This is a genomic window from Aliidiomarina quisquiliarum, assembly GCF_023922585.1.
GTDB lineage: Bacteria > Pseudomonadota > Gammaproteobacteria > Enterobacterales > Alteromonadaceae > Aliidiomarina > Aliidiomarina quisquiliarum.
Genome location: NZ_JAMFTN010000029.1, coordinates 24,467 through 48,953 on the forward strand (window position 1 = coordinate 24,467; position 24,487 = coordinate 48,953).

General features: G+C 45.6%; 23 protein-coding genes. 11 read left to right on the forward strand and 12 right to left on the reverse strand.

Features of this window, described 5'->3' with window-relative positions:
* Positions 1 to 8 precede the first annotated feature (8 nt).
* From deoC to M1L23_RS12505, 3 genes are read left to right on the forward strand one after another with little or no spacing between them, the layout of a single operon-like run.
* Positions 9 to 821: a deoxyribose-phosphate aldolase gene (gene deoC / locus M1L23_RS12495; protein ID WP_252627775.1), complete on the forward strand. Its 813-nt coding sequence runs from the start codon at positions 9 to 11 to the stop codon at positions 819 to 821.
* On the forward strand, positions 822 to 2,144 hold the full coding sequence (gene deoA / locus M1L23_RS12500) for a thymidine phosphorylase (RefSeq protein ID WP_252627776.1): 1,323 nt from the start codon (positions 822 to 824) through the stop codon (positions 2,142 to 2,144).
* Positions 2,145 to 2,164: 20 nt separating this feature from the next.
* Positions 2,165 to 3,403, forward strand: a complete 1,239-nt coding sequence (locus M1L23_RS12505; protein WP_252627777.1) for a phosphopentomutase — start codon at positions 2,165 to 2,167, stop codon at positions 3,401 to 3,403.
* A gap of 15 nt (positions 3,404 to 3,418) precedes the next feature.
* Here the strand turns inward: M1L23_RS12505 and M1L23_RS12510 are convergent, their stop codons facing one another.
* Positions 3,419 to 4,087: an alpha/beta hydrolase gene (locus M1L23_RS12510; RefSeq protein ID WP_252627778.1), complete on the reverse strand. Its 669-nt coding sequence runs from the start codon at positions 4,085 to 4,087 to the stop codon at positions 3,419 to 3,421.
* Between the two features lie 14 nt (positions 4,088 to 4,101).
* Complete coding sequence (locus M1L23_RS12515) at positions 4,102 to 4,515, reverse strand: OsmC family protein (protein WP_252627779.1); 414 nt, start codon at positions 4,513 to 4,515, stop codon at positions 4,102 to 4,104.
* A gap of 230 nt (positions 4,516 to 4,745) precedes the next feature.
* Between M1L23_RS12515 and M1L23_RS12520 the strand changes: the two genes are divergently transcribed.
* Positions 4,746 to 5,201 (forward strand): Hsp20 family protein, encoded by a 456-nt coding sequence (locus M1L23_RS12520; RefSeq protein ID WP_252627780.1) that lies wholly within the window; start codon positions 4,746 to 4,748, stop codon positions 5,199 to 5,201.
* Between the two features lie 99 nt (positions 5,202 to 5,300).
* Here M1L23_RS12520 and M1L23_RS12525 read toward each other — a convergent pair whose 3' ends face one another.
* Both M1L23_RS12525 and M1L23_RS12530 read right to left on the reverse strand, forming a co-directional pair.
* Positions 5,301 to 6,890 carry a leucyl aminopeptidase family protein gene (locus tag M1L23_RS12525; RefSeq protein ID WP_252627781.1) on the reverse strand — a complete coding sequence of 530 codons (1,590 nt, stop codon included), beginning with the start codon at positions 6,888 to 6,890 and terminating at the stop codon, positions 5,301 to 5,303.
* 30 nt (positions 6,891 to 6,920) lie between these two features.
* Positions 6,921 to 8,198: an acetyl-CoA hydrolase/transferase family protein gene (locus M1L23_RS12530; RefSeq protein WP_252627782.1), complete on the reverse strand. Its 1,278-nt coding sequence runs from the start codon at positions 8,196 to 8,198 to the stop codon at positions 6,921 to 6,923.
* A 182-nt stretch (positions 8,199 to 8,380) separates the two neighbouring features.
* Here M1L23_RS12530 and M1L23_RS12535 point away from each other — a divergent pair, with 182 nt between their 5' ends.
* A complete protein-coding gene (locus M1L23_RS12535) occupies positions 8,381 to 9,148 on the forward strand; it encodes a thioredoxin family protein (RefSeq protein ID WP_252627783.1) in 768 nt (255 codons plus the stop codon).
* A gap of 19 nt (positions 9,149 to 9,167) precedes the next feature.
* On the opposite strand, the gene nagB is transcribed toward M1L23_RS12535, so the two are convergent.
* The 7 genes from nagB to M1L23_RS12570 form a co-directional block, all read right to left on the reverse strand.
* Entirely contained in the window at positions 9,168 to 9,914 is a 747-nt protein-coding gene (nagB, locus tag M1L23_RS12540; protein ID WP_252627784.1) for a glucosamine-6-phosphate deaminase, read from the reverse strand.
* A gap of 124 nt (positions 9,915 to 10,038) precedes the next feature.
* A complete protein-coding gene (locus M1L23_RS12545) occupies positions 10,039 to 10,899 on the reverse strand; it encodes a F0F1 ATP synthase subunit gamma (protein WP_252627785.1) in 861 nt (286 codons plus the stop codon).
* On the reverse strand, positions 10,896 to 12,458 hold the full coding sequence (locus M1L23_RS12550; protein WP_252627786.1) for a F0F1 ATP synthase subunit alpha: 1,563 nt from the start codon (positions 12,456 to 12,458) through the stop codon (positions 10,896 to 10,898). The genes M1L23_RS12545 and M1L23_RS12550 overlap by 4 nt, the downstream gene beginning before the upstream one ends.
* Positions 12,448 to 13,257: a F0F1 ATP synthase subunit B family protein gene (locus M1L23_RS12555; RefSeq protein ID WP_252627787.1), complete on the reverse strand. Its 810-nt coding sequence runs from the start codon at positions 13,255 to 13,257 to the stop codon at positions 12,448 to 12,450. The genes M1L23_RS12550 and M1L23_RS12555 overlap by 11 nt, the downstream gene beginning before the upstream one ends.
* Before the next feature lie 6 nt (positions 13,258 to 13,263).
* The gene (locus tag M1L23_RS12560) at positions 13,264 to 13,542 is read right to left on the reverse strand and encodes a F0F1 ATP synthase subunit C (protein WP_252627788.1); all 279 of its coding nucleotides are present in this window, start codon (positions 13,540 to 13,542) and stop codon (positions 13,264 to 13,266) included.
* A complete protein-coding gene (locus M1L23_RS12565) occupies positions 13,535 to 14,248 on the reverse strand; it encodes a F0F1 ATP synthase subunit A (RefSeq protein ID WP_252627789.1) in 714 nt (237 codons plus the stop codon). Before M1L23_RS12565 ends, M1L23_RS12560 begins: the two co-directional genes overlap by 8 nt.
* Positions 14,249 to 14,407: 159 nt before the next feature.
* Entirely contained in the window at positions 14,408 to 14,791 is a 384-nt protein-coding gene (locus tag M1L23_RS12570) for a hypothetical protein (RefSeq protein ID WP_252627790.1), read from the reverse strand.
* A gap of 199 nt (positions 14,792 to 14,990) precedes the next feature.
* On the opposite strand from M1L23_RS12570, the gene M1L23_RS12575 reads away from it, so the two are divergent.
* The 6 genes from M1L23_RS12575 to M1L23_RS12600 all read left to right on the forward strand — a co-directional run bounded on the left by M1L23_RS12575 (position 14,991) and on the right by M1L23_RS12600 (position 23,389).
* Positions 14,991 to 15,596: a recombinase family protein gene (locus M1L23_RS12575; protein ID WP_252627791.1), complete on the forward strand. Its 606-nt coding sequence runs from the start codon at positions 14,991 to 14,993 to the stop codon at positions 15,594 to 15,596.
* Positions 15,593 to 17,194 (forward strand): type I restriction-modification system subunit M, encoded by a 1,602-nt coding sequence (locus M1L23_RS12580; protein ID WP_252627792.1) that lies wholly within the window; start codon positions 15,593 to 15,595, stop codon positions 17,192 to 17,194. The genes M1L23_RS12575 and M1L23_RS12580 overlap by 4 nt, the downstream gene beginning before the upstream one ends.
* The gene (locus M1L23_RS12585) at positions 17,184 to 18,548 is read left to right on the forward strand and encodes a restriction endonuclease subunit S (RefSeq protein WP_252627793.1); all 1,365 of its coding nucleotides are present in this window, start codon (positions 17,184 to 17,186) and stop codon (positions 18,546 to 18,548) included. Before M1L23_RS12580 ends, M1L23_RS12585 begins: the two co-directional genes overlap by 11 nt.
* Positions 18,549 to 18,712: 164 nt before the next feature.
* Complete coding sequence (locus tag M1L23_RS12590) at positions 18,713 to 21,835, forward strand: type I restriction endonuclease subunit R (RefSeq protein ID WP_252627794.1); 3,123 nt, start codon at positions 18,713 to 18,715, stop codon at positions 21,833 to 21,835.
* A 3-nt stretch (positions 21,836 to 21,838) separates the two neighbouring features.
* Positions 21,839 to 22,615 (forward strand): hypothetical protein, encoded by a 777-nt coding sequence (locus M1L23_RS12595; RefSeq protein ID WP_252627795.1) that lies wholly within the window; start codon positions 21,839 to 21,841, stop codon positions 22,613 to 22,615.
* Between the two features lie 99 nt (positions 22,616 to 22,714).
* The gene (locus M1L23_RS12600) at positions 22,715 to 23,389 is read left to right on the forward strand and encodes a DUF5710 domain-containing protein (RefSeq protein WP_252627796.1); all 675 of its coding nucleotides are present in this window, start codon (positions 22,715 to 22,717) and stop codon (positions 23,387 to 23,389) included.
* Here M1L23_RS12600 and M1L23_RS12605 read toward each other — a convergent pair.
* Entirely contained in the window at positions 23,289 to 24,476 is a 1,188-nt protein-coding gene (locus M1L23_RS12605; protein WP_252627797.1) for an IS4 family transposase, read from the reverse strand. The two genes, M1L23_RS12600 and M1L23_RS12605, sit on opposite strands and share 101 nt — an antisense overlap.
* Positions 24,477 to 24,487 lie beyond the last annotated feature (11 nt).

The following is a 24,487-nucleotide window of genomic DNA, read 5'->3' on the forward strand; positions in this document are numbered from 1 at the left end:
AATACACCATGACTCCACAACAAGTGAAAGCCGCCAAAGCTTTCTCGCTGCTCGATTTAACCAGTTTAACCGACACTGAAACGCCCGCCGACATTGAAGCTTTGGCCGAAAATGCGCGCTTAATTCTTGATAATGGCGATACGCTCCACGTGGCAGCACTCTGTGTGTTTCCGCGTTTTATTCCACTTGCTCGTCACTATTTAGACGCACGTAACTTATATGCCGTGCACATTGCTACCGTGGCTAATTTTCCTGGCGGTGGCGACAACATTGATATTGCCGTAGCAGAAACCCGTGCATGTGTCGCTTATGGTGCCGATGAAGTTGACGTCGTATTCCCCTATAAAGCATTTATGCACGGCGACGAAGGTTTAGCGCGTTTACTTATTGCCGCCTGCAAAGCCGAATGTGGCCATAAGGCTCGGCTGAAAGTTATTTTAGAAACTGGTGAACTACAAACAGCAGAACTAATTCGCCGTGCCAGTGAGCTGGCCATTGCTGCTGGGGCCGACTTTATTAAAACGTCTACCGGCAAAGTAGCTATCAACGCTACCCCTGAGGCGGCCCAAAGTATGCTACAAGTTATTGCCGCCAACGACGCAAAACATAGCTTTCAACACCCAGTTAAAGCCGTTGGCTTTAAGCCCGCAGGTGGTATTCGTACACTCGACGACGCCGTTATTTATATGAACGCCGTAGCCGAACATTTAGGTGAAGCAGCCGTACAACCTAGCCGCTTTCGTATTGGCGCAAGTTCTGTGCGAGCCGACTTAGCTACAGTCCTTACGGGCGTAGCCACAACTAACAATGGAGGGTATTAAATGTTGTTACCCCAAGAAATTATCCGCGCTAAGCGCAATGGTTTAGAACTTAATCGCGAGCAAATCGCATTTTTTATTAAAGGTGTTACTTCGGGCGCTGTCACCGACAGCCAAATTGCCGCTTTTGCTATGGCGGTGTATTTTCAAGGCATGGAAATGCATGAACGGGTTGCCTTAACTGAAGAAATGATGCATTCCGGCAATGTATTACAGTGGCACGACATGCCAGGCCCTATTGTAGACAAACATTCAACGGGCGGCGTAAGCGACTCGGTAAGCTTAATGCTGGGCCCGTTAGTAGCGGCTTGTGGTGGTTACGTACCCATGATCGCTGGCCGTGGCCTTGGCCACACAGGCGGAACCCTAGACAAGTTTGAAAGTATTCCAGGCTATAACATTATGCCTTCGGAAACTTCATTTAAGCAGATTGTAAAAGACATCGGCGTGGCTATTATTGGTCAAACCGACGAAATAGCACCTGCCGACAAACGCATTTATGGTATTCGCGACGTAACCGCTACCGTTGATTCAATTCCAATGATCACCGCTTCTATTTTATCGAAGAAGCTTTCTGCCGGCCTAGGCTCGTTAGCCATGGACGTAAAAACCGGTAACGGTGCCTTTATGTCTACCCTAGAAGACGCCCGCCTATTGGCTGAAAGCATTGTTGCAGTGGCCAACCAAGCTGGCGTACCAACTTCGGCTACCATTACCGATATGAGCCAACCCTTAGGTTCAACTGCCGGTAATGCCACGGAAATGTTGGAAGCCATTGACTACCTAACCGGTAAATATCGTAACCCGCGTTTACACGAAGTAACCATGGCACTTGCTGAGCAAATGCTATTATTAAGTGGTTTAGCCACCTCGAAGCAAGACGCCCTCAGCAAACTTAACCATGCTCTTGATTCAGGTGCAGCTACTGAAAAGTTTAGCGCCATGGTACATGCTTTAGGTGGCCCAGCCGACTTAGTTGAGAAAGCTGGCGACTACGTGCAACTAGCCCCTGTGTGTAAGCCAGTATTTGCTACCACAGCCGGCTATGTGCAACATATTGAAACCCGCAACGTGGGCTTAGCAGTGGTTAGCTTAGGTGGCGGCCGTACCGAGCCTTCGCAAAAAGTTGACCACGCCGTAGGCTTAACCGAGCTAGCAAGTTTAGGCCAGCAAATTAGCGCTGATCAGCCTATTGCAATGGTGTATGCGCGTACTGAAGCGGAAGCAGAAGCTGCTGCAGCCAGTGTGCAAGCCGCCTTTAGCATGAGCGACCAACCGGTAGAAGCACCGCCGATTATTCATGCTTTGCTTGAACCTACCAAGTAATAAATAAACTGGAGTAAATTATGGCCCGTGCAATTATATTAATGTTCGACTCTCTTGGCGTTGGCGCAGCTGCCGACGCCCATGTGTTTGGCGACGAAGGCTCAAACACCTTTGGCCATATTGCCCGCGCTTGTGCCGCAGGCGAAGCCGATGTGGGTCGCAGCGGGCCATTACACATTCCAAATATGGTGCGCTTAGGTTTTGCTCGGCTTGCTACAGAAGCGGCCGGCTTAAACCTAGCGACCACGCCAAGTTTTTATGGCTTAGACACCACCATTGAGCCACAAGCCTATTACGGTTTTGCGCAAGAAATAAGTAACGGCAAAGACACCCCCAGTGGGCATTGGGAAATGGCTGGTGTGCCAGTACTATTCGATTGGCATTACTTTCCACAACAAGTACCTACATTTCCGCAGCCATTTATTGATGCGCTGTTAAGCAAAGGCGAATTAGCTGGCGTGCTCGGTAACTGCCATGCTTCCGGTACCACTATTATTGCCGAGCTCGGTGAAGAGCACATGCGCACAGGCCAACCGATTATTTATACCTCGGCCGACTCCGTGGTACAAATTGCTGCCCATGAAGAAACCTTTGGCCTTGAGCGGTTGTTAACGCTTTGCCAAGACGCTCGAGCATTACTAGATGAACAAGGGTTAAATGTTGGCCGAGTAATTGCTCGGCCCTTTATTGGCACCAATGCCAACGACTTTAAACGCACCGGCAACCGCCGTGATTATTCAGTGTTACCCCCAGCGCCAACATTATTGGTGCGTAACCAAGAAGCCGGTAATGAAGTGATTAGCATTGGTAAAATTGCCGACATTTATGCCGACCAAGGCATTACCCAAAAAGTGAAAGCCACGGGCAATCAGGCCTTGTTCGACGCAACCCTAGAGGTAATGAGAACAGCGCCAGCCAAGAGCATTATTTTCCCAAACTTTGTCGATTTCGATATGGAATATGGCCATCGCCGCGACGTGCCAGGCTATGCCCGTGCGTTAGAAGAGCTCGATGCCCGTTTGCCTGAATTAGAAGCATTGTTACAACCTGGCGACCGCGTATTTATAACCGCCGACCATGGTTGCGATCCCACTTGGGAAGGTACCGATCACACCCGTGAATATGTGCCCGTGGTATGTTTTGGGACAGGCATAGCAAGCAAAAATATTGGCCGCCGTGAAACTTTTGCCGATATTGGCCAAAGCATTGCCAGCCAGCTTGGGCTGGCACCACTCAACTACGGTAAAAGCTTTCTTTAGTTGTTAGCCAAGTACTTACGCCAGCACTCGGCTTAACCACGCGCCAATATCTGCAATTTGTGGCCCGCTTACTTGGTGGGCCATAGGGTAGGTTTTATACGTTACGGAATAGTTGCGTTGCTCTAACCATGCTTTCGCTTGTTCACCCAGCATTACCGGCACCACAGGATCTTGGCTGCCATGCTGAACGAGCAACGGCGTGGTCGCTTGCACCGCATTCGGGCTGACACTGTCTTTACTGGCTAAATACGTCGACAGCGCCATAATGCCTGCTAACTTTTTATCGAAGGTTAGCCCTGCTTCATAAGCCACAGCCCCCCCTTGCGAAAACCCAGCCAAAACAATTTTATTGGCTGGCACCCCACGCTCTATTTCTCGTTCAATTAAGTTTTTCGCCCATTCGGCTGACTGTCGCAGTTGCGCTTCGTCGACACTACGCTCAATGGTCATTTCCAAAATGTCGTACCACGCCGGCATGCTCATGCCGCCATTAATGGTCACCGGCATTTTTGGTGCATGGGGAAATATAAAGCGTACGTTAGTGCCTGTAGGTAATTGAATATGTGGCACGATCGACTCAAAGTCATGGCCATCGGCACCTAAACCATGCAGCCAAATAACACTGGCATTGGCCGGACCATTTTTTGGTTCTACTTCTACACAAGGAAGATACTGCTTGCTCATTGGCGGTTCCTATATTAATCAATTAATTCTGTTGGAATGCTTAACTGTTCATTCATTAAGGTACGGTGCACTGGGCAGCGGTTTGCAATTTCTAATAGCCGCGCACGTTGTTCTGCCGACAAGTCGCCTTCTACTTTTACTTTGCGTACTAAACTTTCAACGCCGTTTTCGCCTCTAACATGGCGTAAATCTACCGTTACTTTTTCCAACGGCCATTCTTTGCGGTTCGCATACATGCGCAGGGTCATTGATGTACAGGCCCCTAGCCCAGCCAACACCATTTCCATTGGTGCAGGGCCGTCGTCGGCACCGCCCATCGACTCAGGCTCGTCGGCTATCCAACGATGCCTATGCGTAGTTACCTGCTGAGTATAGGGCGCCATTTTCTCTTCTACACGAACACAACCTTCATCGACAGCGTACTTCATTGCGCTTCTCCATTATTGGTATCTATGGTTTAAGTAAATCCTCTTACTTAAGTGCGCTCAAGCTACCTGATATTCAACCTGCAGGCAAAAATCTGTGCTTTTAGGCACTATTTTTATTTTACCCCTTGAAAAAGATTGACACGGCACGCATATATAAGGTGTAGCAGGCGGGTCTCTTAGAGAACGTTTGAGCTACCTAACCTAAATATCGCTCATTGGAGGATATACTTATGACAAGTATCGATTTAACACCATTATACCGTAACAGTGTTGGCTTTGACCGCATTGCGTCTATGCTAGATAACGCCCTACGTGGCGACACCAGCGCAGGTGGCGGGTACCCACCGTACAACATTGAAGCTACAGGCGACAACAAGTACGCTATTACCATTGCTGTAGCAGGCTTCGAAGAAGACGAACTTGAGCTACAAACCGAACGTGGTGTGCTTACTGTACGCGGCAAAAAAGCCAGCGACGACACCGAGCGCAATTATCTTTATCAAGGTATTGCTGCCCGCGCCTTTGAACGCAAATTTAACCTAGCTGAGCATGTTGAAGTAACCGACGCTGAATTGCGCAACGGCTTACTGAACATTCACCTAGTGAAAGAAGTACCAGAGGCCATGAAGCCCCGCTCGATTGCTATTAAAAATACCGAGCGCACGCTAGAAAACAAAAACGACTAATATAGTTGGTTGTATACTTAAATTCTGGTGATATAACTTAAAAAGCCACCCCAGTTAAACTGGGGTGGCTTTATTCATTTTGCTAGAGCAATTATATACTTACTCTGCAGGGTAAGTTTTAACCCACTCAGTTAGCATACGTACGCCGTAGCCAGTTGAACCACGTGGGTGAATACCCTTGTCGCTACTAACTAAGGCATTACCCGCCATATCAATATGAATCCACGGCGTGTCGCCAACGAAGCGTTGAAGCAACATAGCACCTGCGCTTGCACCTGGCGCGCCAGTGTTTTTCATATCAGCAATACGGCTTGAAATAGCTTCTGCATACACTGGGTCTAGCGGCAAACGCCATACTCGCTCATAGGTTGTTTCTGCCGCCTGGCGTAGGCTTTCATACACTTCTTCATGGTCTGAGAATACTGCAGAGAACTCCGTACCAATGGCACGCACTTTAGCACCGGTTAAGGTGGCAATGTCGGCCATTACCCGTGGTGCAAAGTGTTCACGTGCATACCAAAGACCATCGGCAAGAACTAAACGGCCTTCAGCGTCGGTATTGCCCACTTCAATGGTTAAACCTGAACCTGTGGTAACTACGTCACCTGGCAGCTGCGCTACGTCGCTCACCATGTTGTGCGCTAATGGCGCCACTGCAACAACGTTCACGTCGGCTTTTTGCCCTGCAAGTGCCACTACAGCACCCACCACGGCTGCTGCGCCGGCTTTGTCCGTATGCATAGTCACAATGCTGCTTGAAGTGGTTTTTAAGTTATAGCCACCCGTGTCGAAGGTAATACCTTTACCAACGAGTGCAATTGGCTGGTCATTATTACCACGGTAATGTGCAACCAGTAAGTGTGCTTTATGTTGGCTGCCTTGCGACACACCATATAAAGCCCCCATGCCAAGTGCTTTTACTTGCTCTGGGCCTAAAATAGTTACTTCAACACCTAGCGGCTCTAGCGCTTGGCGAGCATATTCAGCAAACGCAGCTGGGTAACCATTACTTCCTGGCAGGTTGGTTAATTCACGAGCTAAAAACACGCCTTCAGCTAGGGCACGCATGTCGGCAAACTCTTTGCTCGCTTGTGAGCGATCACTTACGCGATAAGTGAAGTGTTGTGCTGGGCGCTCCGCAGCTTCGCTTTTTAAACGATCAAAGCGATAATTCCGTAAATCAATACCATGGGCCAGCTGAGCTAGCACCTGGCTGTTTTGGCTTGCATTAGTAATTAACGAACCGTCTACAGACACTTTTTCAGCCGACAGGCTATTGAAAAGTGCCGCCAATGAAGCGCCTGCTTCTTCAACTTTATAGCGTGGTGTTTCTTCCGGATTACCCACCCCCACCAACACTAAACGTTCAACATTTAAGCCCGGTGGCGCAACAATAGTATGGGTTTGCCCAACAGAACCGTCGAACTTAGCAATGGCCATTACACGTTGTACGTGGCTAGCAGTTGCGTTCGACCAGTCGGCTAAACGTACAGTGGTATTTTCCGGCACCACCACTACTAGGGTGTCACCCTGCTCTCTAAACGAACTAACCAGCTGTGTTTGCGTAGACAAATACGATGTTACAAACGGTGTTTCAATAGGTACTACACTTGCATGCGCGCTCATAGAACTAAACACGCCAACCATAGTAGCAAAAGCTACCGTTTTTATTTTTTTTCCAAAATACATGCTGTTTTCCTGTTGGTTAATGTTCATCATTTACAACCGAATACCCCAATCACGTACGAAGTCTTTTTCTAGCTGCTCTCTGAATTGAGGTGCTGCTAAATCAATTAGCAACTTGGCCCGCTCACGCATGGAACGGCCGCGTAAGTTAGCAATACCATATTCAGTAACCACATGGTGCACATGAGCCCGTGTGGTAACAACACCTGCGCCGGGCGCAAGCATCGACGTTATTCTTGAAATAGTGCCACCTGCGGCTGTTGCAGGTAAAGCAATAACCGACCGACCGCCTTCAGAAAGCGATGCACCGCGGACAAAGTCCATTTGCCCACCTACCCCTGAATAAATACGTGTGCCTAGTGAGTCGGCACACACTTGGCCGCTTAAGTCTATTTGCAGCGCACTATTAATGGCCATTACCTGTTTGTTTTTACGAATAACCGCCGTGTCGTTGGTGTATTCCACGTCTAAAAATGCCACTTGGGCGTTGTCGTCAACAAAGTCGTAAAGCGCCTTGCTGCCCATGGCAAAGCTGGTAACAATACGCCCTGGATGCGTACGTTTACGCGAGTTATCTACCACGCCTGAAGCAATTAACGGTAGCAAACCGTCGGAAAACATTTCCGTGTGAACACCTAAGTGCTTATGGTTACCTAAACATGCCAGTGTGGCGTCTGGAATAGCACCAATACCCATTTGCAGGCAGTCGCCGTCGTTAATTAAGCTAGCTACATGGGCGCCAATAATGCGGTTGGTATCGTCTAGCTCAGGGGGTAAATGTTCATACATAGGCTCGTCGTGTTCAAACCATGCGTCTATTTTGCTTATGTGCACGGCCGAGTCGCCATGGGTACGGGGCATCGACGGGTTCACCCATGCAATTACTCGGCGGGCATTTTCAACCGCAGCTCGAGTGGCTTCAACGGAAACACCTAAGCTACAAAAGCCATGGGCGTCGGGGGGCGACACATGAATAAGAGCCGTGTCTACATGCTGCTCTTTAGAACGAAACAGCTTTGGAATTTCAGACAGTAAAATAGGCACATAGTCGGCCAAATCAGAATTCACCGCATGGCGTGTAGAAGCGCCAACGAAAAACGCCCGCTGCCGTAGGTGGCCCCGTAATTCTGGTGCCTGCAGCATTTCACTTCGTTCTGTATGCAATTGCATCAGCGTTAGGTTTTTACGGTGTGGCGCCAATTCGGCCAGCGCCTCTAATAATTTGTACGGCGTAGCGGCCATAGAATGGCACCATAGCCATTCATTATCTTGAATTCCTTGTACCGCGTCGAAGGCTGTTGCGAACTGCATGTTACTGTTCCTTTTGGTAGTGGGGTGTTGCCTATAAAACATTGCTACCAGTATACCAAAAACGCTGCCGTTACAGCTTGATCTAGCGTAATTATTTATATCCTTAAACATACAAGGGCTTGCATTTTAAGCCAAGAAAAGACAATTATAGGCCCATACAATTTTATGCTTTAGAGTGCCACGTGTTGTTATTTCAATTACAAAAACATACTTTTATTTTGTTTATGCTTTTAGCGTTTTACAGCCAAGCTACTAATGCCAACGATACTGCCCAAGAGTCTCGCTTCACAGCTTTTCAGTTTCAACAGAACCCCGCCACCTTGAGCCGAATTAAAACAGCCCAACAACAGGCGATTGAAAGTAGAAAAAAACTTTTGGTTGTTTTAGGTGCAGACTGGTGCTCAGATAGCACGGCGTTTGCTAAACAGCTTTCTCAACCCTCTTTTTATCAGCAATTGACCGAACAATATGTACTAGTTAGTGCTAATGCTGGTTTTTTTGAACATGGCTTTGATATCACCCAACACTTTAACTTGCCCACGTATTACGGAACTCCAACTGTCCTTATTATCGAGCCAAGTACTGGTGAAGTATTAAATCGGCATAGTTTCCACATTTGGGCAAACGCTGCAAATATGAAGCCTGAGCAATATTCAAATTATTTTTTTAACACCACACATCAGTCTAGTTCACAGCGAAGTGACACGGAATTAGCGGAAATAAGTGCTTTTGAAAAAGAATTAGCGAATCGGGTGCAAGCTGGTTATGGCGTTGTCAGCCCTATGTTAGCCGCTTATGTGGCATCAAATAAACCGCCGTCTGAAAGCTTTTTAAAGCACTGGGCCGAACTAGGTCAATTTCGTAGCCAAGTAGCTAAAGACCTAGCTCAATTGCGCACTAGTCACGACATCATACAGTGGCCCATTTACGAACCACTAAGCTGGGAATAGTAGGGGTTGCCGCTTGGGTTTAAATAGCTAGCTTGGCTTCCATAGGCAAGAGTGAAGCGGCAGCTTCGTCAATAAATATTTTTATTTGCCGATGCTCTTTTAAAATAGACGCTGGCATTTGTTCGTCGATACCAGTTGTATATAAATGCGCCATCACTTCGGCCTTATGACTACCTGTAGCCACTAGCACCACTTCTTTGGCGCTCATAATTTCTTTAATACCCATGGTAATAGCTTTGGTAGGTACTTGATTCTTGTCTTCAAAGAAACGGCCATTGTCGCGGCGGGTATTTTCTGAAAGCTCTACTACATGCGTAACGCTGCTAAATGGTGTGCCCGGCTCATTAAAGCCAATGTGACCATTCGTACCGATACCTAATAACTGTATATCAAGCCCACCCGCATTTTGTATTTTTTGCGAATATAGCAAACATTCTTCTTCAATGTTGTTACACATGCCACTTGGCAACGACACCTGGCTGGTGCAAATGCCGGCTGGCCTAAAGAAGTGAGTTTGCATAAAGTGATAATAGCTTTGTGGGTGCTCTGGCGCTAAACCAATATATTCATCTAAATTGAACGTGGTAATTTCTGACAGGTTTAAGCCTGATGATTTAGCTTGGTTAATAAAAGCTGCATAAATTGGCTCCATGGTGCTACCCGTTGCCAAACCTAATACAGATTTTGGGTTACTTTGAATTTTTTGCAGTAATACGCCACTTAAATGCTCGGCAATAGCCTGCGGGGTGGGAAAGATATAAAACATATATTTAGCTCATTCTAATTTTTAGGGGCAAGGTAGGTGCTAACCAAGCTAGGTATACCAAAACAGTATATCTTTTCTTTCTCTCACCGTCATTAATTAACCTTTCTATTACAAAAAAAGCACGTTAGTCAAAGTGACCAACGATAATATCCATTAATTCGGTGGTAATGGCCTCTTGCCGCACTGTTGTCATTTCACCTTGTACTTCACCTAAACGCTCGTCGACCGACTGCTCGGCTTGTTGCATTAACGCTAAACGCGCGGCATTTTCCGTTACCATGGCTTCCGCCGAAGCCCTAAACACACTCACAAATAAGTGGTTACGCACCAACGAAGAAAGTAACGATTCCAGCGGCATATTAAAATCGGGTAACGATGGCGATGACCAGTGTTTAATTGGCTGCAATAAATTTTTGGCTAAGGGTAGTAAAGGCTTTATAACTGCCATACGGGTGCCATGCTCGGCGCGCTCTGTAAAGGCTAAGGTTACGGCTAATTCCGACAGCATATCGCCACGGCTAAAGGCTTCTATTTCACCTACAATATCACCCGCTAATCGGCCAATACCTTCTGCCGAAGCCGGTGGCATCAGTAATTTATAAGGCGTTAGCCCTTGCTCTGAAAGCGCATGGTGCATTCGCGCGCCAATGCAAAGTACTGACATGGCCTGCTTGTTCTGCCCCCCTACTAATTCAGCAACCTGATCATTGTAATTACCGCACAAACCATGATCGGAACCAAACACAATTAGCAACCGCCGTTGAATTGGCGGTTGTGCTAAGGTCGCGGCCAATGCTGGGCCGGCCCGAAAAGCAAGTGCCGCAAAGCCCTGCAATATGGTTTCGTGGTAGGCCTCTATTGCTTCTGCCGCTTGCTCATAAGGTGCGGCATTAATTGCTGACAGTGTTTTCATGGTGCGCACAATACCCCTAATGCTGGTTAGGGTGTTGTTTTGCCGTGATAACTGTTCCAACGTTTGTGTCATGGCGCTTCCTGATTAGCGGCTTTGCTCTGCGCCAACAGTGCCATGTCATGCAAGGCTTGCCGGGCGCATTCAACCACTTGCTCACGCTCTTGCTCTGTTAGTTTTTGGTTTTCTTGAATACGCTGTTCAATGTGTTGTAAGTTTTTTTGCGCCGCCACGCGAATATGGTTCATGGCCTGGCTCATGCTTTGCTCGGTAAAGGAATCGAGCAAGCCTGCCATTCCAGCTAACAATACAGTTAGTTGCTCAAGAGCCGGCATAGGGTCGCGCTCGGCTTGCCGTAGCGACGTGCGCACTGCCGCACCACGGGCTAAACGGGCTCGAGTGGCGTCGTCTAAACGAGTACCAAAGCGAGCAAAGTCTTCTAATTCTTCAAACTGCGACAAGGTAACGCGCAAGTTACCCGACACGTCTCTTAATACTTTGTTTTGTGCTTTACCACCTACACGGGAAACCGATAAGCCCAAGTGCACCGCTGGAAATTGGTTTTTTTGTACCAAATTTGGCGACAAATATATTTGCCCGTCGGTAATTGAAATTAAGTTGGTCGGAATATAAGCCGACAGGTTTTCCGCTTGGGTTTCCACCACTGGCAAGGCGGTAATAGACCCGCCACCACGTACTTCAGTGAACTGCCCCGCACGCTCTAATAAGCGCGCATGCACGTAGAAAATGTCCCCGGGAAAGGCTTCTCGCCCTGGCGGTCGGCGTAATAACAACGACAGCTCACGATACGACTGCGCATGGTGAGTCATGTCGTCGAACACCACCAACACGTCGCGACCTTGGGCACAAAAATATTCTGCCATGGTCATAGCCGCATAAGGCGCAAGGTAAGAAAGCCCTGGCGACTCTTCGTCACCGGCATTCACAATAATACTGCGGTCGAGCATATTACCGTTGGTTAATGCGCGTATTACTCGGGCAACAGCGTCGCCGCGCTGGCCTATGGCGCAATATATACAAAGCACTTCGGTGCTCTGCTGGTTCAACATAGTGTCGATCGCTAATGAGGTTTTACCCGTTTGGCGATCACCAATAATTAATTGCCGCTGGCCTAAGCCCACCGGAATAGCCGCATCTACCGCTTTCAAACCCGTGGCTAAGGGCCGGTAAATAGGTGTACGTTCAAGAATACTTGGTGCCTCGGCTTCTACCGGCTTATGGTTCATAGTCACAATTGGGCCTTTAGCATCAAGCGGCCGGCCCATGGTGTCTACCACGCGCCCTAATAAGGCCGTACCAATAGGCACACTCACTACTTTTTGGGTACGAAACACTTCTTCGCCTAATTGCACCAATTCCGCTGGGCCAAGCAAAATAACCCCTAAACGGCCAGGCTCTAAGTCGAGCACCACACCTTGAATACCACAGGCAAATATAAGCAACTCGTCGGCTAACGCACGCTCTAGGCCAGTAACTATGGCCACGCCATCGGCCACTTCTGTCACAAAGCCCATTTCCGTTAAGCGCGGCTCAATTTCAGGGCTTTGCACCAACTGCTCAACCCATTGGTTGAAGGACTGTTCCGCGGCGTTTGCCGAAGGCTTAATGCTCATGCTCACTTCCTGGTTGCTTACGCGCGTGGCTTTGACCACTCACGCCTTGGTGGCCCAATTGAACCGCCGAGGTGTTCTCTGCTAGTAAGGCTTCGAACTCTTCCATGTAGCTATCAATGGTCCATTCCACTCGCACGCCACCCACTTGCACCACTAGGCCTGGGGCTTGCTCAGCATGAACAGTAAAGCTTAGTGCTACGTTTGGAATAAGCGTATTCAGCTCTTGTGTTAGCTGTGCTTGTACGCTTTCAGGCAGCGCATGGTGGGTGCTTACCGTTGCCGACGTATGCTCCCCGGCGGCCGCAACTAAGGTGTGTTCCAGCGGCGCAAGCTTTTTCCCCACATGACGAATAATCGTATGCTCTAAGGGCTCGTCGGCTAAGTCGTGTACGGCTTTACGGGTTAAAGCAAACAGCGTGGCTGCGCCAGCATTTTGTAAACGCTTAATAAAGTCTAGCCGCTCTTGCTCTAAGTATGTTTGCCAGTCTTTTTGTTCTTGTACAAGCTGAGCACGAGTTTCAGCAAGCAACTGGGCCCGCTGCGCTTCGGTTTTTTCCAGAGCTTGCTCAAGCAAGGTGTCTTGCTCGGCTAAATGCTTGGCCTGCAATTTCTTATAGTTATTTTCCGCCGCTTCAGCGATTATTCTAGCCTGCGTTGCGTCGGCCATACGCTTAGCAATTTCCGCTTCGCGAGCATCGATCCCGTCTAAAATAGGCCGGTATAAAAATCGTTTCAGCAAATAAATAAGCAGTAAAAAGTTTACTAGTTGTGCTGCTACGGTTATCCAATCAATCGACATGGGGGCTTAGCCTCCTGCAGCTACTTGTACAACGTTCCAAAAAGGGTTGGCAAAAATAAGAATTAACGCCACCACGAAACAATAAATACCCGACGACTCAATCATCGCCAAACTTACAAACAGAGTGCGCGACAATACCGGTGCTGCGTCTGGCTGTTGAGCTATCGCCGACATGGCTGAAGCAGCGGCGCGCCCTTCACCTAAGGCGGCACCGAACGAACCAATAGCAACCGTTAAGCCGGCCGTTAAAATGGAAATAATTGAAATAATTGCTAACTCACTCATGGCGTTTCCTTGTTTTAATTGCTTTTTGTTTATCGGACATAGCCGACGAAATATAAACCGCTGCTAGCACGGCAAAAATATACGCTTGAATCATGCCGGTTATTAACCCCAGCATTTCCATTACGACTGGAAAAAAGAACGGCGCCACACTCAGCAGAATGGCCACAATAACTGCACCGCTCATTACGTTGCCGTATAAACGAATGGACAAAGAAATAGCCTTTGAAAACTCGCTTAAAATATTAAATGGTAACAACCACGCCGTGGGTTCAATAAACTGGCGTAAGTAATGGCGCACACCCCCGTGGCTAATACTAAACAGCGGTACTGCCACCAAAACCGACAAGGTTAAGGCCACCGTAGTCGATAACGAGCCTGTTGGTGGGCGGAACCCCGGTACAATAAGCAACACGTTCGACACAGCAATAAACAAAAACAACGTGCCGGCAAAATAAGTAACCGGCCGCACCGCAAGGTGGCTTACTTCAGTCACCTGATCTTCAATTAGCTTCACTATAATTTCTAAGGTGCTGCGCCAACGGTTCGGTGGCACGTCGGGCCGCAAGTTGCGTGTTACCAGCATAGAAACACCTACCAATAACGCCATAACCACCCAAGTGTAAACAATGGTCGCGTTCAGCTTCAGCCAGCCCCATTCAAACGGGAGATCTGAACTATTACTTAAGGAAAGGTGAACTATTGTCATAGTGGTTAAACCTCAATCTCTTTTACTCATTGGTTCTTAGCAGACTTTCTTTAGTTCTTAAGGAGATCTGAACTATTGCTCATAGCGATACTTAAACACCAACGCAATGATTAGTAAACTCTTCATTGCGTTAATTTTGCATTGGTCCTTTTGCTTGATCTAAGAGCTTGAGTTCCTTTCAGCTATATACGATAGAGTGTTGTTGTATTCATTAAGCAGTCTATTAAATTCGTTATTTTTATAACGCTTTTGTCTGATGGCCGTTTTAAGCCTTTGTATCTCATCTGTTGGTATGGTGCTTTTCACTATACCTTCTATATCCACACATATACGATCTATTGCATCTATAAAGTCTTGATCCCTTTTCTCTATTAATGCTGTTTCTAAAAGGATGGCTGATTCATAAAGCTTTATCCTGTTACGACTCTTATAGAGTGGAATATCTAACTTAAATGCACGCTTGGACTGTGAAAGTAAGATCAAATACTGAATTACGAAGTCTAAGTCAGCAACGCTAATTTTAGTTGTAGCTGTTCTACTCATACACGCCCCTTTAAGCGTTATTTTTATAACGATAAAATTAGCGTATAAAATTTTATCACGCAAGGTTAAGTCAAATAATTTTTGATAAGAATACGTCCGTTTTATTTACGTTTGAAAATATTTCAAAAAACCATTAACTCAAGCTTGCTTTGCGTAAATTAATCACGATAATAAATCTATGACAACATAAGGTACGTTTATGATAGTTGGCTACGCTAGAGTAAGCACACAAGACCAATCACTGGAGTTACAACTGGATGCTTTAGAAAAAGCGGGTTGCGAACAAATTTTCAGTGAAAAGTTTACAGGTAAGTTAAGAGAACGACCTGAGCTAATTACCTGTCTTAAAGTTTTAAGGAAAGGTGATGTTCTCGTTGTTTGGAAGCTTGATCGTCTTGCCAGATCACTAAAAGATCTTGTTGAGTTGATTAATGAGCTAGAGATTAAGCATGTTGGTTTCCGCTCCATAACTGAATCAATAGACACAACAACAGCTGGCGGGAAACTGGTCTTTCATATTTTCGGAGCACTGGCAGAGTTTGAGCACAATCTGATCCGAGAAAGAACTATTGCTGGTCTGCAAGCGGCAAGAGCAAGAGGTCGCAAAGGTGGTCGTAAACCCGCTATGACTAAATCTGATATCAAGAAAGCCGCAGCAATGCTTAAGGACAGCACCATAACAAAAAAAGAGGTTGCGGCACATTTTGGCGTGAGTCGCCTTACACTGAACAAATCACTGAATAGAGAGGGCTTTGATGGCCTTCCTGATAGACAAGCAAGTCATAATACTGAGGATGATAAATGACTAACGAAGAATTCAAAAAAACACTTTGGGATGCCGCTAATAGCCTAAGAGGTTCAGTTTCAGCAGCAGCCTATAAATACCCTGTACTGGGCTTGGTATTTTTAAAGTTCGTCTCAGATATGTTCGAGGCTCAAGCCGAAATCATAAAAAAACGGTTAGCAGATCCTGATTCTGATATTTATATCGATGATGAAGATATCCGCAATGAAAGCGCTGAAGATTTCATTAAAGACAGAACTTTCTACGAAACAGACAACGTGTTTTGGGTTCCAAGTGAAGCGTTATTCTCAAACCTGCTAGAAAAAGCAACTGCTGCTGACATTGCACAAAAGCTTGATAAAGCGATGTTACTTGTTGAGCAAGAAAACCAAAAACTTTCAGGTGTGCTTTACCGTGAATTTTCTCGCTTAGCACTGGAGCCTGGTAAGTTAGGCGAGCTGATGAATATTGTTGCTAAACTGAAGTTTAATCCAGAAGATCATGGTAGTCGGGATGTGTTTGGCGAGGTCTATGAATACTTCCTCGGCATGTTTGCTATTAACGAAGGCCAGCGAGCTGGCGAGTTCTACACGCCAAAGTCGGTGGTCAACATGCTTGTGGAGACCCTAGCCCCTTTCAAAGGTACAATTTATGATCCAGCTTGTGGATCAGGCGGAATGTTTGTTCAATCCGTTAAGTTTAAAGATGCCCACCAGAAGCAGTTAGGCCGTAAAGGCGACTTAGCCATATACGGACAAGAATTGATGTCCGAGACTCGTAAGCTATGTCTGATGAACCTCGCTGTTCACGGCTTAGAAGGTGATTTAGGTGAATCGTATGGTTCAACTTTCACCAACGACCAGCATAAATCGCTTCGAGCAGATTATATTTTGGCTAACCCACCTTTCAATATTTCAAATTGGGGCGGCGATAAACTGGCAGATGATCCTCGATGGGCTTTTGGTACTCCTCCTGCGGGTAATGCCAACTATGCATGGCTTCAACACATGTGGAGTCGTTTATCGTCAAGAGGCCGTGCGGGTATTGTTCTGGCAAACGGCTCAATGTCGTCCACCTCATCCAATGAAGGCAATATCCGTCGTGATATGGTCAAGAAAGATGCAGTAGAATGCATGATAGCCCTACCTGGACAGCTATTTTCTAACACGCAAATCCCTGCATGCTTATGGTTTTTATCTAAAGATAAAACCAAAGGTGTTAATGGCCAGTTTGACCGCAAAGGCCAAGTCTTATTTATAGATGCACGTAAAAAAGCAACAAGTCGCATTTCAAGAACGCAAATCGAATTTACCGACCAAGAGCTTTTCGAGATTGCTCAAATTTATCACCGTTGGCGTGGAACGGAATTTTCGGATGGTAAACCATACGAGGATATTCCTGGATTATGCTTCTCGGCTGATTTATCCGTCTTAGAAAATCATGGTTTTGTTTTAACGCCAGGACGCTATGTAGGCGCGGAAGCAGTTGAAGATGACGATGAAGCTTTTGCTGAAAAAATGACTTCACTAACTCAAAAACTTGCAGAGCAAATGGCCAAAGGCGCAGAGCTAGACCAGTTAATCCGCCAGAAGTTAGGAGGGTTGGGTTATGAGTTCTGAGTGGATTGATACCACGCTCGGCGAGGTCTGTGCCGCTCAAAATGGTGCTATTCAAACGGGGCCTTTTGGTAGTCAGTTACACGCGTCTGATTATGTCGAAACAGGTATTCCTGTTGTTATGCCTTCAAATATTGGCCCTGATGGTGGCATTTCTGAGGACGGAATCGCTCGAATTAAACAGCAGGATGCTGATAGACTTTCACAACATAAATTGCAGATTGGGGATGTTGTATTCAGCAGGCGGGGCGATGTAACAAGAAATGCATTGATTGAACCTCATCAAGTTGGCTGGCTATGTGGAACTGGATGCTTAAAAGTACGCCTTGGTAATGAAACTAAGGCTGATGCTAAGTTCATATCTTATTGTTTAAGATTGCCTGAAACAAAAGAATGGCTTATTCGGCATGCGGTTGGTGCAACAATGCCGAATTTAAATACATCAATTTTGTCTGCAGTACCTATTCAGATTCCCCCTATTGCAGAGCAAAAGAAAATAACCGAACTGTTGAGAGCTCTGGATGATCGCATCAATCTACTCCGCGAAACCAACACCACCTTAGAAGCCATCGCGCAAACGCTGTTTAAATCCTGGTTTGTCGATTTTGACCCAGTGCATGCTAATGCTGGAAGCAAAGAGGCTACCCTTCCACCAGAAATTCAAGCGTTATTTCCATCACGTTTCGTCGAGTCTGAGCAAGGTTTGATACCGGAGGGGTGGGAGTGGGTTTATTTAGATGAGCTGGTAAACGTAACTAAAGGTAAGTCGTACTCAAGTGAAGATTTAGTACATTCTAATGGAACTGCGTTAGTAACTTTAAAGTCTTTTGAACGAGGCGGTGGTTTTAGAATGGATGGCTTTAAACCTTATGTGGGTAAGTACAAGGAAGAGCAAATTGTTCTGCCCGGTGATTTGATCGTAGCTTACACAGATGTCACTCAAGCAGCTGAATTAATTGGCAAACCTGCAATTGTTGTGGGTGTTGAAGAGTATGATACCTTGGTTGCATCTTTGGACGTGGGCATTGTTAGGCCAAAAGATTCTCGTGTAAGTAAATCATTTTTGTATGGTTTGTTTTGTACAGACGATTTCCAAATCCATACTTATGCTCATACGTCTGGAAGCACTGTGTTGCATCTTGCTAAAAATGCAATTGGCTCCTATCAAGCATTATTGCCTTGTCAGGCAATAATTGACGAGTTTACGAAATCAGTTTGCGTTTTAGAGCAATTTAAACAGCTCAATATTGATAAGTTACGTTTGCTTACTAATCTGCGCGATACCTTACTTCCCCGCCTAATCTCCGGCCAGTTGCGTTTACCAGAAGTTGAAAATGAACTTGAGGATGTAATTTAACGATAGTGAGCTTTTGTAATTTGATAGTGTGATTACCTAAAAAATGATTTTTTAGGTTTTCACCCTCTTGCAACTTGGAGTTTTGCATTTTAAATGTGGTACATTAACGTTTGTATTTATTTTGCGCTCTTAAGTTGCAAGTTATTTGAATAAAAGGGATTTAGATGAACGAAAACCATTTAGAATTGGCGTGTTTTGATTGGTTAAGCGAAGTTGGCTATGAAGTCATTACAGGTGATGAAGTCTCTCTCGGTGGCAAAAGTCAGGACAGAGAGCGTTTCTCACAGGTTGTATTATCAAGCCGTTTACGTTCAGCGTTGCAAAGATTAAATCCCTCATGCTCATCCTCAGAAATAGAAGATGCCTTTAATAAAATTGCTGGCTTCGCGTCTCAATCCGTTATTGACGGTAACAAAGCGCTTTATGAATGGTTAAGAAATGGCGTTGAGGTTGACCGTACTGACAAAGATGGCGTTCCTACAGTTATCCGCTTACAAGTATTTTCTAAAGATGGCGATAACGATTTTGTTGCTGTTCGTCAATTAACTATTTTTGGTAAAAAACAACGCAGGCCAGATATCATCCTAATGGTTAATGGCCTGCCTTTAGTTGTCATTGAGCTTAAAAACCCAGCAGAGTTAAGTGCTGATATCGAATCAGCTTATAACCAGATTGAAAACTACAAACACGACATTCCCCAGCTTTTCTTCTACAACCTTTTAAATGTTATCTCTGATGGCACTTTGGCTAGATACGGCTCTTTAAGCGCAGATTTTGGGCGCTATACGCCTTGGCGTTTGTTAAACGGCGAAAAAGTTCGCTTAAAAGGCGAAATGGAATTACAAATTCTGGTTAGAGGTTTACTGAATCCAGAGACTTTAATGGAGTTCTTCTTCCAGTTCGTTGCGTATGGCGGTGAAAGCGGCAAGAACACGTTTAAAATCGTGGCACAGTGGCACCAGTATCATGGCGTTAAAAAGGCGGTTCAACGAGCTGTAGAAGCGCTTACAGAGCGTAAAGACGGCAAAGGTGGCGTGTTGTGGTTTACACAGGGCTCAGGCAAGTCCTTGCTCGCCCTTTTCTATGTAATGAATTTACGTGAGCGGCCAGAATTTAAAAACCCAACCATTGTTCTAGTTACTGACAGGAACGATTTAGACGGCCAGTTGTTCGAAACATTTAGCTTAAGTTCATGGTCGCTAAGAGGCAGTCCTGTTCAAGCGGGTAGCCGAGCTGAACTAAAAGAAATCCTAAGCACCACAGAAGCGGGTGGTATCGTTTTTACCACCATCAATAAGTTTGCACCAGAGCAAGGTAAAAACACGCTAGAAACACTTTGTGACCGCTCTAATGTCATTGTCATAGCAGATGAAGCCCATCGTACTCAGTATGGCTTCCAAGCCACGCTAGATGAGAAAACGGGCGAGACTAAATACGGCCTTGCCAAATATATGCGTGATGCTCTACCTAAAGCGATTTATTTAGGTATGACAGGCACACCCATTAGCTCGGATGATAGAGATACAGAATCAGTGTTCGGCACCTATGTCGATATTTACGATATGATTGACGCTCAGGACGATGGCGCAGTTGTCCCTGTCAGTTATGAATCTCGGATCCTTGAATTATCGTTTAACGAAGCTGAAAAAGAGGCGTTACTTAAAGAGTTCTTAGAGAACACTGAAGGCGAAGATGAAACCCAGCAAGCCAAAACTTCAAGTCGTTTAACGCGAATGGAAGCCCTAGCAACGGCAGAGAATCGCTTAAAAACACTTGCAGAAGATTTGGTGCAACATTGGGAAATGCGAAAAGATTTAACGGGTGGAAAAGCCATGGTTGTTGCAATATCACGGCAAGCCTCAGTGAGTCTTTTTGATGAAATTATTGCTCTTCGACCCGACTGGAAAGGTGACGATATTAATTCTGGCCGCATTAAAGTCATCATGACTACTGCATCAGATGATCCAGCGTCATTTCAGCCTCATCGAACCGATAAGTTTGAACGCAAACAACTTGAAAAACGATTCAAAGATCCTGACGACGAACTTGAAATCGTTATCGTCCGCGATATGTGGTTAACGGGATTTGACGCCCCGCCAGTGAATACTTTGTATGTTGATAAGCCCATGCAAGGCCATGGTTTAATGCAGGCCATCGCCAGAACAAACCGAATATGGCGTGATAAGTCAGGTGGTTTAGTAGTCGATTATATTGGCATTGGCGAGGAGCTTAAAAAGGCGATTAAATCTTATACCCGTGATTCTAAATCGACTCGCTCCCCTGTCGATATCTCAGGCGAATCACTGAAGATCCTGCTTGATACAGTTGACGTAATCCGTAAGAATTTTTTCCACAAATTTAACTACGACAACATTGATAATCCGACTGTTGCATTATCACTTTTACAGCCAGCTATGGATCACATCATTGGCCTGACAACTGAAGTTGATGAGAAACAACGAAATAAAGGCGTCACTAACTACCTAGATACGGTAGCTAAGCTAAATCGTGCTCAATCGCTTGCTGGCACCCGTGAAGAGGCATTAGCACTCAGGGAGGAGATAGCCTTCTTCCAAGCGGTTAGGATTGGTTTAATTAAGCTTACACGCTCAGGGGTCGCCAGTGGAAAATCAAAGTTAGAACGGGAAGCGGCACTTAAGCAACTTGTTGCCAAGGGGGTACTGGTTGAAGGTGTTAATGATCTCTATGCCACGCTCGGTTTAGAAAAACCAAACTTATCATTATTGGATGAAAAGTTTTTAGAGCAAATCAGACAAATGAAAACTAAAAACCTTGCAGCTGAGCTTTTAGCTCGTCTTGTTGGTGACAAGATAAAAGACAGGAGCACGAAAAATGCTATGCAAGGCAAAGTTTTTACCAAAAAACTTGAAGAAGCCATCAATAAGTATCAAAACAGAGGGCTAACCACAGTCGAGGTGATGGAGCAATTAATAAAAATTGCGAAAGAGCTAAATGAAGCAAGTCCACCTGACGGTATGAGCGAAGAAGAGTTTGCGTTCTACCAGGCACTTATTGAAAACGGCTCGGCTTTAGAACAGCTTGGTCATCCAGTCTTACGCTCATTAGCCATGGAGCTAACCGACAAGTTAAGAAAATCTGCAACAATAAATTGGCAAAACAGAACATCTGCGCGAGCTAAAATGATGGCCATGGTAAAGGTGTTGCTAAAAACACATCGTTATCCGCCTGATAAAGAAAGTGCAGCGATTGAGCGTATCATAGAGCAGGCCGAACTTTTAGCTGAGCAATGGGCGTTTGAGGTCTGATAAATGACCATTCTCTTTTATCAGATCGCAGCTCAGCTTGAGCCAAATGTTAGAAGCACAACAGGCGCTCAAGAGGGGCATTTGGCTGTAGTTTTAAAGTCTGATCAGGAATTGAAGGCTCAGGTCTACTCAGAATTAGCTGCAAATAGGCTAGCAATGTTCCTTGGTATTCCAGTAGCGCTGGGCGTCCCTGCAAAGTCAACCGAAGATAACTCTGTTGTTCGCTTTGCTTCGCTAAGAGCTCATGAAGATGATCGTGATTTCTATGATTTTACTGATGACGATCCTAGAGCAGAGGAACCTCCAGACAATGCTCCAGAAGGAATTCACATCGAGCAAGGCCATATCAATGAATTACTCAGCCTTAGTAAGATTTACCCCAAGGAGCTGTCTTACATTGCTGTTTTTGACTTCTGGATTGGTAACGCAGATAGGCCATTCAATTTTAAAGCGGAGCTCTCAAAAAGCGAAAGGGGCATTCTATTTGCTGTGGACCATGGTTCATCATTACTTGCCTGCTCTAGGGATATTGAAAAGTCATTAGATTTACTTTCTGATAGCAACTATCCAAAATTTCATCCATTTCAGAAGCTAGTTAATCCTGTTTATGTCGGTCAGATGGTGGAGAGAATATGTAGTATGCCAGATTGGGCTATTGAATCTGCTACAGTTTTCAACGACATAATTGGTAACGTGACGCTCGCTGATCAATATGCAACATATAGCGCCTTAATTGAAAGAAAGAAGTTGCTTATTAATATAATCAAACCAGTGTTTTGAAAATTAAACAAAACTTAAGTAATGCAAGCTAAGATAAAAATCTGCAGCTTCACATGTTTGAATCGTTAGCTAAACACTAATGCCTAAGAGGACTGGATTTTGAATATTTATCAAATGTATGTAGAGCATTGGCGTAAACCAGGGTTTTGGGTTCAAAGGACAACCTGGGGTAACACCATAGCAAAAATTACATTTGTCGGTGAGCTAACAGGAAAACCACCTTATTACGGAAATCCCAAAGTTATAGCTACTGTCTATGACATACACACTGGTGAAGTTAAAGATCAAGACTTTGTTATAGATACTGCAGGAACTTATAAAACATGGCGATGGGTACAGCCACCTAAATGGAGCGGAGAAAGTGATTTTGATCCCAAAAAAGGCCGCATTCTATTGAATATTCCATTTAGCGAAAATAAGAAAGCATCGTCAATGGGTGCTAGATGGTCTGAAGCACTTGGCGCTTGGTGGATACCAGAAGATGATGCGAGTTTACTAGAAAAAGCAAATAAACGAGGATACCTTACACCGCCTGAAGCAAGGGTTCATTTCAATGTTGGATTTGAAAATAAAGAGATAGCGAAACAAGCTGGCGGCGTTTATCACACAGACACTAAAACTTGGTCATTTAGTGAAACTGACCTGAGGGATCCCCACAAATTGCTCCCCCATATTATCCACACTCTATCAGATCGTCCGGTGTCCAGCACCACTGAGCTATCCACTGCAAAATTTGCTTTAGCCCTTGCTGATAATATCGCCTACTTATATTAAGCTTTTGCTCTTTACAGAGCAGTATCCCAAGGGAACAAAGAGCGAGCACTCGTCTATGCTTAACGGTATTAGCCTGATAACGTCGTTGTAAGCCAGCCTTCTCACCCGCACTGCCAAGCAGGTAATGAAACCAGTTAGCTAGGGCTGCCAAGAGCAGTAAGATCTCCAAGCGTGATTTCTTGCGAGTACCATGTAGCTCGCTACCTAACCCGTAACGGTGACTTTTTTGATCCCGGAAGCTTTCTTCTATCTGCATTCGGCAGCTATAGCATTTGGCAATTTTCTCGGCATATTCATGACTTTCTGGTAAAGAGGAAACTAATAGCCAAGGCTCTTTGTATTGCCTGTTTTTATCTCTTTTCAATAACTTGTAACCTTTTCCAACCAAAACAGCTTGTGTTTCATAGCTCTGAGATTGGGTGAGTAAGATGTTGCCGACATGCTTGGGCTTGGCTTTGGCCTTACGATAAAATTGGTTAACAGAGATAAACTCTTCCTGCCCTGCCACTTTCAGCTTCACATTCCCTCTGACTCTGGCGACATAATGCCAGCCGAATTCGCGTACTTGTTTTAACCAAGGCACTTTAAATCCGGCGTCTGTCACGATAATTGGTTTGCAGCCTTCTGGTAACATGGCTTTAAGTTGCTCTAAGAATGCCTGATGCAAACGGGGGCTGGTGTACTCTTCTTCAGCAGCGATTTTTTGCAACAACGTTAATGCTCTGCCGTCCGCAGCAATACTCGCTCGTAAAATAAAGTGACGCTTGGCGGTATCCGCATTACTCCAATCGACTAAAATCGTTGGATGGGAATGGGGGGTTACAACAGAAGCAGTCAACGCGGCATAAATCAACGGTAGCTCTCGTTGCAGATTGGCATTATTGAGTAATCTGTCGGCTCGCTTGATGCTGATTTTGTCTGAGGGCCCTGGCATAGCGCGACCAATTGCTGTAACGGTGCAACGAGCGTCTTTAGCAAGAGCAGTAACCGCATCTAACAAGACAGAAAATCTGGCTTTATGCATGGTTTTTGGGGTGACAAATCGGAGGAAATCAGCGAGCATAGTTTTAACATTCATGGCGAGCATCCGCGGTGTGG

Excerpts from the sequence above, each read along its gene's own strand:
- deoC (WP_252627775.1), top strand. The coding sequence starts at position 9 with ATGACTCCACAACAAGTGAAAGCCGCCAAAGCTTTCTCGCTGCTCGAT.
- deoA (WP_252627776.1), top strand. The coding sequence starts at position 822 with ATGTTGTTACCCCAAGAAATTATCCGCGCTAAGCGCAATGGTTTAGAA.
- M1L23_RS12505 (WP_252627777.1), top strand. The coding sequence starts at position 2,165 with ATGGCCCGTGCAATTATATTAATGTTCGACTCTCTTGGCGTTGGCGCA.
- M1L23_RS12510 (WP_252627778.1), bottom strand. The coding sequence starts at position 4,087 with ATGAGCAAGCAGTATCTTCCTTGTGTAGAAGTAGAACCAAAAAATGGT.
- M1L23_RS12515 (WP_252627779.1), bottom strand. The coding sequence starts at position 4,515 with ATGAAGTACGCTGTCGATGAAGGTTGTGTTCGTGTAGAAGAGAAAATG.
- M1L23_RS12520 (WP_252627780.1), top strand. The coding sequence starts at position 4,746 with ATGACAAGTATCGATTTAACACCATTATACCGTAACAGTGTTGGCTTT.
- M1L23_RS12525 (WP_252627781.1), bottom strand. The coding sequence starts at position 6,890 with ATGTATTTTGGAAAAAAAATAAAAACGGTAGCTTTTGCTACTATGGTT.
- M1L23_RS12530 (WP_252627782.1), bottom strand. The coding sequence starts at position 8,198 with ATGCAGTTCGCAACAGCCTTCGACGCGGTACAAGGAATTCAAGATAAT.
- nagB (WP_252627784.1), bottom strand. The coding sequence starts at position 9,914 with ATGTTTTATATCTTTCCCACCCCGCAGGCTATTGCCGAGCATTTAAGT.
- M1L23_RS12545 (WP_252627785.1), bottom strand. The coding sequence starts at position 10,899 with ATGACACAAACGTTGGAACAGTTATCACGGCAAAACAACACCCTAACC.
- M1L23_RS12550 (WP_252627786.1), bottom strand. The coding sequence starts at position 12,458 with ATGAGCATTAAGCCTTCGGCAAACGCCGCGGAACAGTCCTTCAACCAA.
- M1L23_RS12555 (WP_252627787.1), bottom strand. The coding sequence starts at position 13,257 with ATGTCGATTGATTGGATAACCGTAGCAGCACAACTAGTAAACTTTTTA.
- M1L23_RS12560 (WP_252627788.1), bottom strand. The coding sequence starts at position 13,542 with ATGAGTGAGTTAGCAATTATTTCAATTATTTCCATTTTAACGGCCGGC.
- M1L23_RS12565 (WP_252627789.1), bottom strand. The coding sequence starts at position 14,248 with ATGACAATAGTTCACCTTTCCTTAAGTAATAGTTCAGATCTCCCGTTT.
- M1L23_RS12570 (WP_252627790.1), bottom strand. The coding sequence starts at position 14,791 with ATGAGTAGAACAGCTACAACTAAAATTAGCGTTGCTGACTTAGACTTC.
- M1L23_RS12575 (WP_252627791.1), top strand. The coding sequence starts at position 14,991 with ATGATAGTTGGCTACGCTAGAGTAAGCACACAAGACCAATCACTGGAG.
- M1L23_RS12580 (WP_252627792.1), top strand. The coding sequence starts at position 15,593 with ATGACTAACGAAGAATTCAAAAAAACACTTTGGGATGCCGCTAATAGC.
- M1L23_RS12585 (WP_252627793.1), top strand. The coding sequence starts at position 17,184 with ATGAGTTCTGAGTGGATTGATACCACGCTCGGCGAGGTCTGTGCCGCT.
- M1L23_RS12590 (WP_252627794.1), top strand. The coding sequence starts at position 18,713 with ATGAACGAAAACCATTTAGAATTGGCGTGTTTTGATTGGTTAAGCGAA.
- M1L23_RS12595 (WP_252627795.1), top strand. The coding sequence starts at position 21,839 with ATGACCATTCTCTTTTATCAGATCGCAGCTCAGCTTGAGCCAAATGTT.
- M1L23_RS12605 (WP_252627797.1), bottom strand. The coding sequence starts at position 24,476 with ATGCTCGCCATGAATGTTAAAACTATGCTCGCTGATTTCCTCCGATTT.